A 13,288-nucleotide genomic window follows, 5' to 3' on the forward strand; every position below is an offset into this window, starting at 1 on the left:
TGGTAGTAGCGGGATTACAAACATTATCGGATTAGCCTGCTATCAATAGCCAGCGCGCTTACTTTTTCAATCGTTACGATATCGTGATAACCGGGAAATAATGGGTTCAACAGATAATTATATTCGAACTTGTTAATGGCCGACCGCACTTTAACGACGAGGTATTTCTTCTCGTCCATCAATTTATCGCCAATAATTTGATTAGCTATGTTATCTGCCAGCATCCATTCTTTTGGGTAGTGCTTATCGGGCAGCGTATATATCAATTCGTCGCCAACCGATAGCTCCAGCCGGATGATATAAAGCTCGGGAGGTATATTGTCCGGGTCGAAGTGCGCGAGGTTTTCCAGGAAAGCGAGCGAACTATTCTCGCTGGTATATAACATATAGGTACCAGCGCTATTCCATCTGCCGCCAAATTTAAAAGAGCCAAAGCCCGAAATGTCCCGGGCGTGTTTCTTTGATTTGGCTATACGGTAAATGGTCATCGGCCTTATCAGGAATAAACACCGTATTCAATCCGGCCTAAAATATTATCTACCATGGCTAAGCCTGTTGGAATGTGAAAAAGGTCGATGGGCTTCATAAAGTTTAGCGCACGTATTTCGCTATTAAGCCAGCGTTGTGCCTTGGTTTCATCGCCAAAAACATCAAAGGCATGTTCAACAACTTTAGCAATTTCGATGAGGTATGAAGATGTACGGCTATCCAGCAAATCCTCGTCTTTTTTCCTTTCGAATGTTTTTACGGAAAGATGCAGGATGTTTTCGGCAAAGGCCTTTTTGGATATGCCTAAATGCCCTATCAGCGCATCTAAAGATGCTTTTTTTAAGCCCTTATTACTTAGGGCTATCAAATCGAACTCTGAATTTATTTGGGCATCTACCAATTTTGCACCGCCCAATAAATGCATCATGCTCAACCCACCCGATTTTGCTTGTTTTTCCAATACAGCCATAGCGACATTTTTACCAAATATAAGGATAAATTGTCGTTGATTGTTTGTGGAAGTAAAAATTGAAGCAAGAAGCCCGATTTAATTGTGTCTCAAAAGCGACAACTTCTGTTTATATTTAAAAACGAATACATTTGTATTAAATACATTGGTTTATAATTATGCCTACTGAAGTTGACGAGCGCCCACGAGTTTATCTTGATAAAGTTCACCTAAAAGGATTTAAGTCCATTGAAGATTTAACTATAGATTTTCAAAAGGGGTTGAATATTTTGATAGGGAAGAACGGGTCGGGGAAGTCTAATTTTTTGGATTTTATTCATCAGGCGGTGCACACAGACGCAAATTCTAAAATTTTATTCAAGTATGCTAACCTTAGATTCTTATCTGAAGACAACCATACGTTTGTGCTTGAATTAGAAAAAGCCACTTATAACAGAATTGACAAAGAAAGTATTCCAGATGCCATAAATGTATTCGAACGTTTGATTATTGATAATCAAACGTTGCTTGATACGACTAATGAATCAGATTCCCGCACTGCATTCTTGTACTATGGGAGGAAAATCTTTTATAGGAAACTAACAAGATTATTTATCAATTTAGGGTATCAAAATATATATCCGTTGTATATTAAATTTAATCTCCCCAATAAACTCACTTGTATAGATATTCCTGGTACGCTCCGCATTGGCTTAGAAAACGAATTTTATTACTGGATATATCCCGATACATTGCCATTTATCAGCGAGATTTTTTGGAAAGTTGAGTCTTCATATGATGTGGATGATATAGATACAATTAGCAAAATTTCAGTGCCTGCTATAAACGAACATTTAATTTTCAACCAAGACATAGTCACATCTTTAAAGAAATTTACTCCAATTGAAGATGTAAAGTTTAATACCAATCTAAATGTTTACAAGGATGAAAAAAGCGTTACTATTGAAAACATCAAACTGGAGTTCTTAATAAACGGAAACTGGTTGCCTTGGTCTCAATTATCCGACGGCACGAGACGTCTTTTCTTTATTGTCTCTGAAGTAATATATGCAACTGGTTTTGTGTTGATTGAAGAACCCGAACTCGGCATCCACCCTCATCAATTTCACTTATTGCTGAATTTCTTAAAAGAGCAATCCGAAGACAAACAAATTATACTTTCTACGCACTCGCCTAAAGCGTTGGACCATTTGAATGAAAACGAATTAGGGAATATATTAATCGCCGAGTATGATTTAGGAAAAGGCACCCAAATTCGCCACCTTACAGATGAGGAGACCGATAAGGCAAAAGAATACATAAAAGAAGTTGGCTTTTTTAGCGATTACTGGCTTATGTCGGATTTGGAACAATGGTAAAAGTTGGGCTTGTGGGCGAAGACCCGAATGATACTTCTTCAATAAAAAATTTGTTAGAGCAACGCTATCGGGGGAAAGCCGTCTTTCTTCCTATTGTTAAAGGAGTTAAGGGGCATCAGTTGGGTTCTGATAAAATAAAAAACACGTTAAAAGTAGAATTTGATCCCCAAAAACACCAAGTCGTCGTATTTATTAGGGATTTAGATGCTTTTAGGTCACAAGAAGATAAATTAAAAGAAAGGCTGCTATGGTTTAAAGAGTTAGACGCCATTGCCAAAAACAGAGGTGTGCTTCTTTTAAACATATGGGAATTGGAGGCATTGATATTCGGCGATATGGAGACATTTAACAAAGTACATGGAATTAAGTATGCGTTTAAAAAGGATCCTACATTTGTTGAAAGGCCTAAAGAACGGCTCAAACAAATTACCCGACACACACAAAATCCCTACAGGGAATCTCATTGTCCCGATCTCTTCAAAAAATTAAGTATCGACAAGATAGAGCAAAAGTGCAGTTGCTTTAAAGAGTTCATTAAAGAATTAGAAGCAAAGCTAAATTAGGCTCTAAAGAAAAAGCCAATAACATTGCTGCTATTGGCTTCATTTAAGTTCTAAAGATTTTACTATTTTTTCTCCAGTTTGCTGGCCGCTCCCTCATCCATAAACCATTGCAAATCGCCATTGCTGGTTTCAACGATTAGTTGGGCAGGGTATAGCTCGATATTTTGTTCGTCTTCTAAAATGTGCTTTACTGCTTCTGCTTTGCCTTCGCCGTACACCAGGAACGCAATGTGATGCGCGTTGTTGATGAGCGGAGCGGTAAAGGTAATGCGGTTCATTTTTACCTCGTCGATGTATAGGGCCTGTACCGACGCGCTTTCATCCTGCAGTACCGAAGTGTGCGGGAACAGTGATGCGGTATGCGAGTTATCGCCCAGGCCAAGGATAACGAGGTCGAAACTGGCGTTATGCCCGTCGAAGAATTCGATTAGCTTGCGAGTGTATTGCTTGGCGGCTTCTTCGGCACCCAGTTCGGTTTGCACCGGGAATACGTGGGCGGGATTAATCCCCAGCGGGTCGAACAAGGTGTTCTTCGCCATCAGGTAATTGCTCTGCGAATCGCTCAAAGGTACATCGCGCTCATCGCCAAAAAAGAACCATACCTTTTCCCATTCTATCTTATCGCGGTAATCGCTTACCAGCAGCTCGTGAAGCTTTTTTGGAGAACTGCCGCCGCTTAAAGCAACGCTGAATCGGCCGTTCTTTTCTATAGCCGCTGCTGCTGTGTTGGCGAAGAATTCCGCCAGGCTGGCCAGTACTTCATCGGCAGTTTTAAATACGTTCAGTTTCATAAACTTATTTTTTACCGTTTACAGGCAGGGTGAACCAGTTGAAACCATCGCGGGCAATTAATGCCTCAGCAGATTCCGGCCCCCACGAGTCGGCAGAATAATTAGGGAAATTCAGGCTCTTTTTATTGTGCCAGGTGTTCAATATCGGCATTACCAGCTCCCATGCTGCTTCTACCTGGTCGCCACGCATAAACAAGGTTTGGTCGCCATGCATGGTATCCAGTATCAGGGTTTCGTAAGCCTCGGGTGCCTGGTTGGTGTAGGTGCCTTTATAATCAAACACCATATCCACCACATTAAGTACCATATCAATACCGGGGCGTTTAGCCTGTACCTGCAAACGGATGCTCATCTCGGGCTGTATGCTAATGATGAGCCTGTTTTGCTGCCAGCTTTCGGCCGCTTCGGTTGGGAATATCAAATGCGGAACATCCTTAAATTGTATGGAAATAACAGATGACGACTGATGCATCCTCTTGCCGGTACGCACGTAAAATGGCACACCCTGCCAGCGCCAGTTATCTACAAAAAATTTAAAGGCTGCAAACGTTTCGGTGTTCGAATTGGGATCAACTTTGGCTTCTTCGCGGTAGCCGGGAACTTCTTTGCCTTTCATCCATCCGCTACCATACTGGCCACGCACGGCAGAATTGCGAATATCCGCGGGTGTAAAACGGCGCATGGCCTTCAATACATCCACCTTGCGGTCGCGCACCTCATCAGCAACAAAACTAACCGGTGGCTCCATGGCTACATGGCAAAGCAATTGCAGCAAGTGGTTTTGTATCATATCGCGCATGGCGCCCGAGCCATCGTAATAATCGCCGCGGTCCTCCACGCCTAATTGCTCCGTTACCGAGATCTGTACGTGTTCGATATAGTTGCGGTTCCACAGCGGTTCCATAATGGAGTTAGCAAAGCGGAAGGCCATGATGTTCTGCACGGTCTCTTTGCCAAGGTAATGGTCGATACGGTATATCTGGCACTCATCAAAAATGCCTTTCAGCAATTCGTTCAGTTCCTTGGCGGTTTCCAGATCGTGGCCAAACGGTTTTTCGATGATGATACGCACTCTGTTCTTATCCTCGGCCAGTTTGGCTTTATGGATGTTAGAAGCAATTATCGGGAAGAAATTTGGTGCAACGGCGAGGTAAAACAACACATTGGCCGTGGCTTTCCATTCTTCGTTATGCGCGTCTATGCGCTTGCCAAATTCTTTATAGGTCTCAAAATCGGTAGCGTCTGATACCTGGTAATAGATGTTCTTTACGAATTCGGCCCACTTCTTAGCGTCGGTTTTGCCGCTGCGCGAGAATTGGTCTATATCCTTATGCAAATTGTCCCTAAACTGCTCATCGGTAAGCTTGGTACGGCCCGTGCCGATGATGGAGAACTGCTTCGGCATCCAGCCATCTAAAAAAAGATTGTAAAGGGCCGGGGCAATCTTGCGGGAGTTAAGGTCGCCCGTGCCGCCGAAAATGATAAATATGGTAGGCTCGGATTTTACATTACTCATTGTCGTAATTTTTTTGAGTGAAGAATCAAGAGATAAGAATCAAGAACCAAGATRACGAAATAAATTCAGCCAGCTTCCTGTCTTAATTCTTGACTCTTGGTTCTTGATTCTGGTTTAGTTTTTAGCTTTTAGGTACCCATTGCGTGTGGAAGGTACCCTCTTTGCCTATCAACTCGTAAGTGTGTGCACCAAAATAATCGCGCTGTGCCTGGGTTAAGTTAGATGGCATGCGTTCGCTCCGGAAAGCATCGAAATAACTTAAGGAAGCAGCAAAAGCCGGCGTGGCAATGCCTGCCGACACTGCCGATGACACAATTTTGCGAATGCCCGGCAGTGTGCCTTGTACCAATGCGGCTACATCTGCATCGAGCAGCAGGTGGGCCAGCGATTGGTCTTTACCGTATGCGCCATAAATATTCTCGAGGAATTTAGAGCGGATGATACAGCCGCCGCGCCATATCTTGGCAATCTCGTCCAGCTTCAGTTCGTATTTGTACTCGGTCGACGCATTGGATAGCATGTGCATACCCTGCGCGTAGCTGATAATCATGGTAAAGTAGAAGGCCTGCTCAAGGGCAGCAACCAGTTCTTCGGTATTGCCCTCTATAGCCTGGTGGTCTTCGGTACTATAGATGCCGGCTGCTTCTGTGCGCAAAGCTTTGTATTTAGACATATCGCGCATCGATACTGCGGTATCTACCGTTGGGATAGGTGCCTGCAGATCCATGGCGCTTTGCGAGGTCCATTTACCGGTGCCTTTGGCACGGGCCTCATCTTTAATGTCGTCTAATAGTAAATGGTCGGTACCCGGTGCTTTATATTTGAAAATATCTTTGGTGATATCTAACAGGAAAGACTGCAGGCGACCTTCGTTCCACTCGGCAAAAATTTTACCGATGGTATCGTTATCCAGCTTCAAACCTTTTTTCATTATCTCGTAGGTCTCGGCAAGCAATTGCATAATACCATACTCGATGCCGTTGTGTACCATCTTCACAAAGTGACCCGATGCACCCGGACCGATATAGGTTACGCAAGGCACGCCGTCCACTTTAGCGGCAATGGCCTCAAATATGGGCTTCATTACATTGTAAGCTTGCTTATCGCCGCCCGGCATCATGCTTGGGCCTTTGCGCGCGCCTTCTTCACCACCGGATACACCCATGCCGAAGAAGTGCAAGCCGATAGCTTCCAGTTGTTCTACACGGCGGTTGGTGTCGGTAAAGTGCGAGTTACCACCGTCGATTAAAATATCGCCTTTTTCCAACAAGGGAGTTAGCTCCTCAATTACGGCATCAACAATTTTACCGGCAGGTACCAGCATCATAATGGCACGCGGGGTAGTAAGGCTTGCTATAAATTCTTTTACATCGCCAAAGCCCTTTGCTTTGCGGTCGCCTGCTTCTTCGTTTAAGGAAGATACCTTGCCGGCATCTTTATCATGCCCTGCTACCGCGAAGCCGTGATCGGCCATGTTGAGCAGTAAGCTGCGGCCCATAACACCCAGGCCTATCATGCCAAAGGCATATTTATCTGTTGTTGCGCTCATGTTATTTGAGGTTTTCGTCTTTAAGGTCGTTTAATATTTTTTTAGTTGTTTCGAAGTCGGTATGCTGAAAGGCGCGGATGCCCAGCTTTTCGGCTGTTTTTACAAACATAATGCGGTCGTCGAAATACACGCATTGTTCTGGCGAGGCCTGGGCAATACCCATAGCTAATTGCCAGATGCCCGGATCGGGCTTGCGCATTTTTACCTCGCACGACGAGATAAAGGTGTCAAATGCCTCGTGCAGTTTAAATTTCTTTACGCGGTAATCGTTCAGTTCCTTGCCTTCATTATTGATGGAAATGACGCGGAAACCGCAGTTCTTTTTCCACTCTTTTAAATACTTCAGCATATCCGGCAATTCTTTCGATTGCGCGTACATGAATTCCTTAAAATCTTCGCGAACAAATTCGCGGGGATGGTTAAATATCACCGTATCGAGGTACTGATCCAGCGTGATGCTGCCAATCTCGTACACATTGAAGATGAAGTTATGCAGGGCGTTCACTTCCTCGTAATCCAGCCCGAATTTCTTCGCTGCTTCCTTACGCGATTCATGGCCCCAGCCGTTAGTCAGCAAGATGCCGCCTACGTCAAAAAAAAGGATCTTCAGATCGGTGTATTTCATTTATCGGAGATGTGAGTTTTGCTCTTAAATCCCCTCTAGAGAGGGGCGTGTGCCGGGCTCAGCGCGGTGGCGGGGTGTGTTAACCACGCGGATTAACACACCCCTGCCCCCTCTCTCAAGAGGGGAGTCGCACAATGCCCTCGCTTTTTTAAAGCTAAAAGGCTTAAACCTTTTCTTTTTGTTCTTCTATCGCTTTCAGTAATTTTTCGAAAGGCTTGTTAAACTTCTCAATACCTTCATCTTCCAGTTGTTGGGTGATGGCATCAAGGTCGATACCTAAATCTTTTAGTTTGGCCAAAGTCGCGGTTGCTTCGCCTAAACCCAATTCCAGGGTGTTGGCAGCGATACCATGGTCGCGGAACGCATCAACGGTCTCCAATGGAACGGTATCCACAGTAGCGGGGCCGATAAGGGCCTCTACGTATTTAGTGTCTTTAAATGCAGGGTTTTTGCTGCCGGTACTTGCCCAAAGCAAACGCTGCGGCTGCGCGCCTTCGGCTGCCAATTTCTCCCAACGTTCGCCGCTGAATACGCGTTTGTAAATTTCGTATGCTTTTTTTGCTGACGCGATAGCAACCTCGCCAACCAATTCTTTAGCGCCTTTTGCTTCCAGCAATGGATCTACAGCCACGTCGATGCGGCTTAAGAAGAAACTTGCTACCGATGAGATATGCGCAATTTTGTGGCCGGCGGCTAAATGCTCTTCCAAACCTGCGATGTAGGCATTGGCTACTTCCTCGTAACGCTCTAAACCAAAAAGCAAGGTAACGTTGATGTTAATGCCTTTGGCGATAGATTGCTGTATGGCTACCAGGCCCGGTTTGGTGCCCGGAATTTTGATCATCACGTTCTTACGGTCAACCTGTTTCCAAAGCAGTTCCGCCTGTGCAGCAGTACCTTCGGCATCAAGCGCCAAAAACGGCGATACCTCTAGGCTAACGTAACCGTCTTCGCTTTTAGGCTCTTCGTTATAAACACCTTCGAACAAAGCACAGGCTGCCTGTATATCTTTTACTGCTAAACCAAAAAATAATTCTTCGGTAGTTTTTGCTTCGGCACCAAGGGTTTTGATGTCTTCATTATAATCCGAGCTGCCGGTGATGGCTTTCTCGAAAATAGCGGGGTTAGAGGTAACGCCTCTTACGCCGTCTTCATCTATCAGTTTTTGCAGTTTGCCCGAAGAGATAATCTCGCGGTCGATAAAATCAAGCCAAATGCTCTGGCCGAAATCATGTATTTGTTTAACGTTGTTTGCCATATTCAGGAATATTAAAATTGTTCGTTTTGTGTTGTTGCTGAGGCCAATAGCCTCTTGTTGTTTATGTAAAGTTCTTAATTAATCAGCTATCTTTTGTTAAGCAAATCTCCTTATTGTGCTATGCCAGCGTAAAAAAGCATCAGTTATTGGCTGCTACCAAAATCTCCAGCTCAAAACCTATAAAAAGCCCACTTTCTATTACACCTGTGATGGCCTTTATATCGCGTTCCATTGTGTCGGGCACATTGTCGAAATAACAATCGAGTATCAAATTATTGTTCTCGGTAATTACCGGGCCATCCTTGCCTTTTGCGGGCCTGAGTATAATACTGTTGGCCCCCAGTTTTTTTAGCTCGGCTTCCACATGCAGCAATGCCTGCGGGAACACCTCTATGGGGATAGGGAAGTTGGTATTTATCTTGTCTACTATCTTACTATCGTCTACAATAATATAGCTGCGCTTGCTGCTGGCTATCAAAAGTTTCTCTTTGAACATGGCCCCGCCGCGGCCTTTTATCAGGCTGTTTTTTGGGTCAACCTCATCGGCGCCATCAAAAAGCCAATCGGGCGTATGCTCGTACAAAGTAGTCATGGGTATGCCCAGCTTGCTCAAAAACATGGATATTTCTATCGATGTGGGTATGGCCAGCACATTCAGTTTTTCGGCTTTGATGCGTTCGGCAATGGCCAATAGCGCCATATAAACCGTAGAACCCGAACCCACGCCCAGTATATCGCCGTCCTTCACCATTGCGGCAATTTGCTGCGCTACTTTTTGCTTACCAATTGGGTTGATGATCTCGGAGGACCATTTAAGCTCGCTTATTAAACTCATTGTTTTAGATTTGAGAAGTGAGACTTGAGATATGAGACCGAAGCCTCTTTTATCTCAAATCTCAAATCTAATATCTCACATCTATAAAAGCGCTTTCGCTTTTTTAACTACGTTATCAACTGTAAAGCCGAAGTGTTTGTATAGGTCTTCTGCCGGGGCCGATTCGCCGAAGGTGGTCATGCAAAGCGTGTCGCCCTCGTCTGTTGTGTATTTGTGCCAGCCCATAGGCGATGCCATTTCTACAGCTAAACGTTTGCGACTTGCTTTAGGCAATACCGATTCTTTGTAAGCTGCATCCTGCGCTTCGAATAACTCCCATGATGGCATGCTCACCACGCGGGTTGAGATACCTTCTGCTTCCAGTTTGGCCTGCGCATCCATAATCAACGCTACTTCAGAACCGGTTGCCAGTAGTATCAGGTCAATGCCTTTGCTGGCTTCTGATAATACATAAGCGCCTTTTTCTACACCTGATGCTTTGCCGTATTTATCCTGATCGAGAATAGGTAATCCCTGGCGGGTGAATATCAATACGGTTGGCCCACCTTTCTTCTCTATGGCTACCTTCCAGGCAAATGAACTTTCGTTGGCATCTGCCGGACGGATAACAGTAACGTTCGGGATAGCGCGCAATGTGGCTAAATGCTCTATTGGCTGATGCGTTGTTCCATCCTCGCCAAGGCCGATACTATCGTGCGTATAAACGAATATCGGGCTGATCTTCATAATGGCTGCCAAACGTATCGGCGGGCGCATATAATCGGCAAATTGCAGGAAGGTGGCGCCAAAGGGCAGCACGCCTTTTGTAAGCGACATACCGTTCAATGCCGAACCCATGGCATGCTCGCGGATACCGAAGTGGAAGTTGCGGCCCGCGCGGTTCTCTGAGGTGAATGAATCGTATTCTTTCAGGTTGGTTTCGGTAGATGGGGCCAGATCTGCTGCACCACCAATTAAGTTTGGCAGGCCTGCAGCGATTGCGTTAAGCACTTTGCCCGATGCCTGGCGGGTTGCCATTTTAGGGTCGCTTCCTTTAAAAACAGGCAGTTTATCGGCCCAGCCTGCAGGCAGTTCGCCTGATGCTGCGGTTTCGTATTCAGCAGCTAATTCCGGGAATTTCGCTTTGTATTTAGCAAACAGTTCGTTCCATTTGGCTTCGGTTTTTTCGCCGCGTGCGCCTTTGGCATGGTAGTATTCTAAAACCTCGGCAGGCACGTTGAATGATTTTTCCGGATCGAAACCGAAGAATTCTTTTACCAGTTTTATCTCATCGGCACCCAGCGGCGAACCGTGCGAGCCTGCTGTACCCGATTTGTTAGGACTGCCGTAGGCGATCAGCGAACGTACGCGGATAAGCGATGGTTTCTGCGATTCGGATTTTGCATTGATCAAAGCCAGCTCTAAAGCATGGGTATCGTTCACATCAGCAATTTCCTGCACATGCCAGCCGTAAGAGCGGAAGCGCGCGCTTACATCCTCGTTGAAGGCGATATCGGTACTGCCTTCTATCGAGATATGGTTATCATCGTATAAGTAGATCAGGTTGCCTAACTGTAAATGGCCAGCTAAAGAAGCTGCTTCTGATGTTACGCCTTCCATCATATCGCCATCGCTTACGATAGCATAAACGTTATAGTTGAAAAGGTCGAAGCCTGGTTTGTTGTAACGCGCTGCCAGGTGTTTTTGCGCGATGGCAAAGCCTACGCCGTTGGCGAAACCCTGGCCTAATGGGCCGGTAGTAACATCTACGCCGGGAGCCAAACCGTATTCGGGGTGACCGGCGGTTTTACTGTTCATCTGGCGGAATGCCTTGATATCGTCTAAACTCAAATCGTAACCTGTTAAGTACAGGAAATTATATTGCAATATACAAGCGTGGCCTGCCGAAAGGATAAACCTGTCGCGGTTCGCGAAATCGGGGTTCTTGGGGTTGTAATTCAAAAATTTGGTCCACAATACGTGGCCCATTGGTGCCAGTGCCATTGCGGTGCCCGGGTGGCCCGAGTTTGCTTTTTGTACTGCATCCGCAGAAAGGATCCTTACGGTATCTATCGCTAATGTTTCGAGTGCTTGATTTGGTTTTTCCATTATTGTATTAAAAAAGAGGGGTATTTATTTTGTTGGGGTTGCCATTGCTGTATGGGTAACCGGGTGTTTATCTTCTGCCCATAATCTCGCCCCGCCCTTTATGCCATCCGCATTGGTTACTATCTTCATGTTTTTATCAAGCTTAAAAGTAAGCTTATCGGAGTTGCCTCCGCCTATATATAGGTAGTCGTAATTAAACACAGTTTTCAGAATTTTGAAAACCTTTTTAATACGGCTGTTCCATTTTTTTACGCCTTCTTTATCAAGGGCTATATCGCCGATGTATTCGTCATAATCGCGGCCTTTTGATACCGGGTGATGCGCTACCTCTAAATGCGGCAGCAGGTGCCCATCCATTAATAATGCTGTACCAAAACCAGTACCCAGGGTAATCACCATTTCGAGGCCTTTGCCGCTTACTACGCCGAGGCCCTGCATGTCGGCATCGTTCACTACCTGTGCATCTTTGCCCAAAGCATCCTCCAGCTTTTGGCGGAAATTTACATCCTTCCAAAAATCGTTACCCAGGTTTGGAGCTGTTTTTACAACGCCGTTCCGCACGTAACCGGGGAAGCCAACCGATACCTTATCGTATGGCGGATAATCCTTCACCAGCGTTTTGATGGATTTGATCACGTTTTCGGGGTTAGCCGGTTTTGGCGTTACCACTTTCTTGTAGTCCATCTTCAGCGTGCCTTTGCTATCCAAAATTGTGGCCTTAATGCTGGAACCACCGATATCAATAGAAAGGATTTTTATCTGGCTTGGCGTAGTTTTCATTAACCGGTGATTTTGTATACACTTGCTTGATTTTTAGAGTTTGTAAATATCACATTTTTAATAATAAATACGTATAAAATGTATATTAAAACACTATACTTTATTTAATCTTAACACTATATTTATGCTTACAAGCCACGAAACCGTTACCATATGGCCTAACTTTGGCTAATTAAGCCCTTTATTTTAAAAAGGTTGGTCAACTATTGCAAAAAACGACTTTTTTGACATTGAGGAAACGATGTGCAGATGTGCAAATTTCAAATGTGCAGATGAAAAAAAGCATAACAGGGTTATTTCTCTTATTTGCCCATCTGTAATCCGCACACTTGAAATCAAATCTTCCTCATTTGCACATTTACGCTCAGATAATTAATTTTACCCCTCAATCTTAAACTTAATATGGCAAAGGCATCTGATATAAAAAACGGCAACATCCTTAAGTTCAATGGGGAGTTGGTACAGGTAGAAGAGTTTTTACACCGCACGCCGGGCAACCTGCGCGCATTTTACCAGGCACGTATGCGTAACGTGCGGTCGGGTAAGCTGGTCGAATACCGTTTCCGTACCGATGAAGAGGTAGATATACGCCGCGTAGAGACCGGCGATTACCAATACCTGTACGAAGACGGAGATGCGCTGGTGGTGATGGATAACGCCACTTACGACCAGCACAACGTGCCCAAGTCATTATTCGGCGCTGCGGTTAAATTTTTGAAGGAAGGCACTAACGTAATCGTAGCTTTTGAAAGCGACGAACCGATAATGGGTTCTATCCCAGGCTCTGCCGAATTGGAGATAACCTACACCGAACCAGCCGTAAAAGGCGATACCTCGACAGGTGCGCAAAAAAATGCAACCGTTGAAACCGGTGCAGAGATACGCGTACCCTTATTCATCAATATAGGCGACAAAGTAAAGGTTGACACCGCTACCGGCACCTATGTTGAGCGGGTGAAAGGGTAAG

The 13,288-nt window shown here is 45.0% G+C and carries 13 protein-coding genes; 3 read left to right on the forward strand and 10 right to left on the reverse strand.

Features of this window, described 5'->3' with window-relative positions:
• Positions 1-23 precede the first annotated feature (23 nt).
• Positions 24-488: an RES family NAD+ phosphorylase gene (locus AC1DYT_RS13735; RefSeq protein ID WP_477470156.1), complete on the reverse strand. Its 465-nt coding sequence runs from the start codon at positions 486-488 to the stop codon at positions 24-26.
• A gap of 8 nt (positions 489-496) precedes the next feature.
• The gene (gene parS / locus AC1DYT_RS13740; RefSeq protein ID WP_477470157.1) at positions 497-958 is read right to left on the reverse strand and encodes a type II RES/Xre toxin-antitoxin system antitoxin; all 462 of its coding nucleotides are present in this window, start codon (positions 956-958) and stop codon (positions 497-499) included.
• Positions 959-1,116: 158 nt separating this feature from the next.
• On the opposite strand from parS, the gene AC1DYT_RS13745 reads away from it, so the two are divergent.
• Together AC1DYT_RS13745 and AC1DYT_RS13750 are read left to right on the forward strand one after the other, a co-directional pair.
• Positions 1,117-2,316, forward strand: a complete 1,200-nt coding sequence (locus AC1DYT_RS13745) for an AAA family ATPase (protein ID WP_477470158.1) — start codon at positions 1,117-1,119, stop codon at positions 2,314-2,316.
• On the forward strand, positions 2,310-2,879 hold the full coding sequence (locus AC1DYT_RS13750; RefSeq protein ID WP_477470159.1) for a DUF4276 family protein: 570 nt from the start codon (positions 2,310-2,312) through the stop codon (positions 2,877-2,879). The genes AC1DYT_RS13745 and AC1DYT_RS13750 overlap by 7 nt, the downstream gene beginning before the upstream one ends.
• A 62-nt stretch (positions 2,880-2,941) precedes the next feature.
• On the opposite strand, the gene pgl is transcribed toward AC1DYT_RS13750, so the two are convergent.
• The 8 genes from pgl to AC1DYT_RS13790 form a co-directional block, all read right to left on the reverse strand.
• Positions 2,942-3,670: a 6-phosphogluconolactonase gene (gene pgl, locus AC1DYT_RS13755; RefSeq protein ID WP_477470160.1), complete on the reverse strand. Its 729-nt coding sequence runs from the start codon at positions 3,668-3,670 to the stop codon at positions 2,942-2,944.
• Positions 3,671-3,674: 4 nt separating this feature from the next.
• A complete protein-coding gene (gene zwf / locus AC1DYT_RS13760; RefSeq protein ID WP_477470161.1) occupies positions 3,675-5,186 on the reverse strand; it encodes a glucose-6-phosphate dehydrogenase in 1,512 nt (503 codons plus the stop codon).
• A 121-nt stretch (positions 5,187-5,307) separates the two neighbouring features.
• Entirely contained in the window at positions 5,308-6,735 is a 1,428-nt protein-coding gene (gene gndA / locus AC1DYT_RS13765) for an NADP-dependent phosphogluconate dehydrogenase (protein ID WP_477470162.1), read from the reverse strand.
• A gap of 1 nt (position 6,736) precedes the next feature.
• Positions 6,737-7,360 carry an HAD family hydrolase gene (locus AC1DYT_RS13770; protein WP_477470163.1) on the reverse strand — a complete coding sequence of 208 codons (624 nt, stop codon included), beginning with the start codon at positions 7,358-7,360 and terminating at the stop codon, positions 6,737-6,739.
• A 163-nt stretch (positions 7,361-7,523) separates the two neighbouring features.
• Positions 7,524-8,618 (reverse strand): transaldolase, encoded by a 1,095-nt coding sequence (gene tal, locus AC1DYT_RS13775; protein ID WP_477470164.1) that lies wholly within the window; start codon positions 8,616-8,618, stop codon positions 7,524-7,526.
• A 139-nt stretch (positions 8,619-8,757) separates the two neighbouring features.
• Complete coding sequence (rpiA, locus tag AC1DYT_RS13780; RefSeq protein ID WP_477470165.1) at positions 8,758-9,453, reverse strand: ribose 5-phosphate isomerase A; 696 nt, start codon at positions 9,451-9,453, stop codon at positions 8,758-8,760.
• 81 nt (positions 9,454-9,534) lie between these two features.
• Positions 9,535-11,541 (reverse strand): transketolase, encoded by a 2,007-nt coding sequence (gene tkt / locus AC1DYT_RS13785; RefSeq protein WP_477470166.1) that lies wholly within the window; start codon positions 11,539-11,541, stop codon positions 9,535-9,537.
• Between the two features lie 24 nt (positions 11,542-11,565).
• Entirely contained in the window at positions 11,566-12,321 is a 756-nt protein-coding gene (locus AC1DYT_RS13790; RefSeq protein ID WP_477470167.1) for an ROK family protein, read from the reverse strand.
• 402 nt (positions 12,322-12,723) lie between these two features.
• On the opposite strand from AC1DYT_RS13790, the gene efp reads away from it, so the two are divergent.
• Positions 12,724-13,287 (forward strand): elongation factor P, encoded by a 564-nt coding sequence (gene efp, locus AC1DYT_RS13795; RefSeq protein ID WP_477470168.1) that lies wholly within the window; start codon positions 12,724-12,726, stop codon positions 13,285-13,287.
• Position 13,288 lies beyond the last annotated feature (1 nt).

Source organism: Mucilaginibacter sp. P1_D10, assembly GCF_056406215.1.

What these genes read in the sequence shown, in the direction of transcription:
- AC1DYT_RS13735 (WP_477470156.1), bottom strand. Translation starts at nt 488, where the DNA reads ATGACCATTTACCGTATAGCCAAATCAAAGAAACACGCCCGGGACATT.
- parS (WP_477470157.1), bottom strand. Translation starts at nt 958, where the DNA reads ATGGCTGTATTGGAAAAACAAGCAAAATCGGGTGGGTTGAGCATGATG.
- AC1DYT_RS13745 (WP_477470158.1), top strand. Translation starts at nt 1,117, where the DNA reads ATGCCTACTGAAGTTGACGAGCGCCCACGAGTTTATCTTGATAAAGTT.
- AC1DYT_RS13750 (WP_477470159.1), top strand. Translation starts at nt 2,310, where the DNA reads ATGGTAAAAGTTGGGCTTGTGGGCGAAGACCCGAATGATACTTCTTCA.
- pgl (WP_477470160.1), bottom strand. Translation starts at nt 3,670, where the DNA reads ATGAAACTGAACGTATTTAAAACTGCCGATGAAGTACTGGCCAGCCTG.
- zwf (WP_477470161.1), bottom strand. Translation starts at nt 5,186, where the DNA reads ATGAGTAATGTAAAATCCGAGCCTACCATATTTATCATTTTCGGCGGC.
- gndA (WP_477470162.1), bottom strand. Translation starts at nt 6,735, where the DNA reads ATGAGCGCAACAACAGATAAATATGCCTTTGGCATGATAGGCCTGGGT.
- AC1DYT_RS13770 (WP_477470163.1), bottom strand. Translation starts at nt 7,360, where the DNA reads ATGAAATACACCGATCTGAAGATCCTTTTTTTTGACGTAGGCGGCATC.
- tal (WP_477470164.1), bottom strand. Translation starts at nt 8,618, where the DNA reads ATGGCAAACAACGTTAAACAAATACATGATTTCGGCCAGAGCATTTGG.
- rpiA (WP_477470165.1), bottom strand. Translation starts at nt 9,453, where the DNA reads ATGAGTTTAATAAGCGAGCTTAAATGGTCCTCCGAGATCATCAACCCA.
- tkt (WP_477470166.1), bottom strand. Translation starts at nt 11,541, where the DNA reads ATGGAAAAACCAAATCAAGCACTCGAAACATTAGCGATAGATACCGTA.
- AC1DYT_RS13790 (WP_477470167.1), bottom strand. Translation starts at nt 12,321, where the DNA reads ATGAAAACTACGCCAAGCCAGATAAAAATCCTTTCTATTGATATCGGT.
- efp (WP_477470168.1), top strand. Translation starts at nt 12,724, where the DNA reads ATGGCAAAGGCATCTGATATAAAAAACGGCAACATCCTTAAGTTCAAT.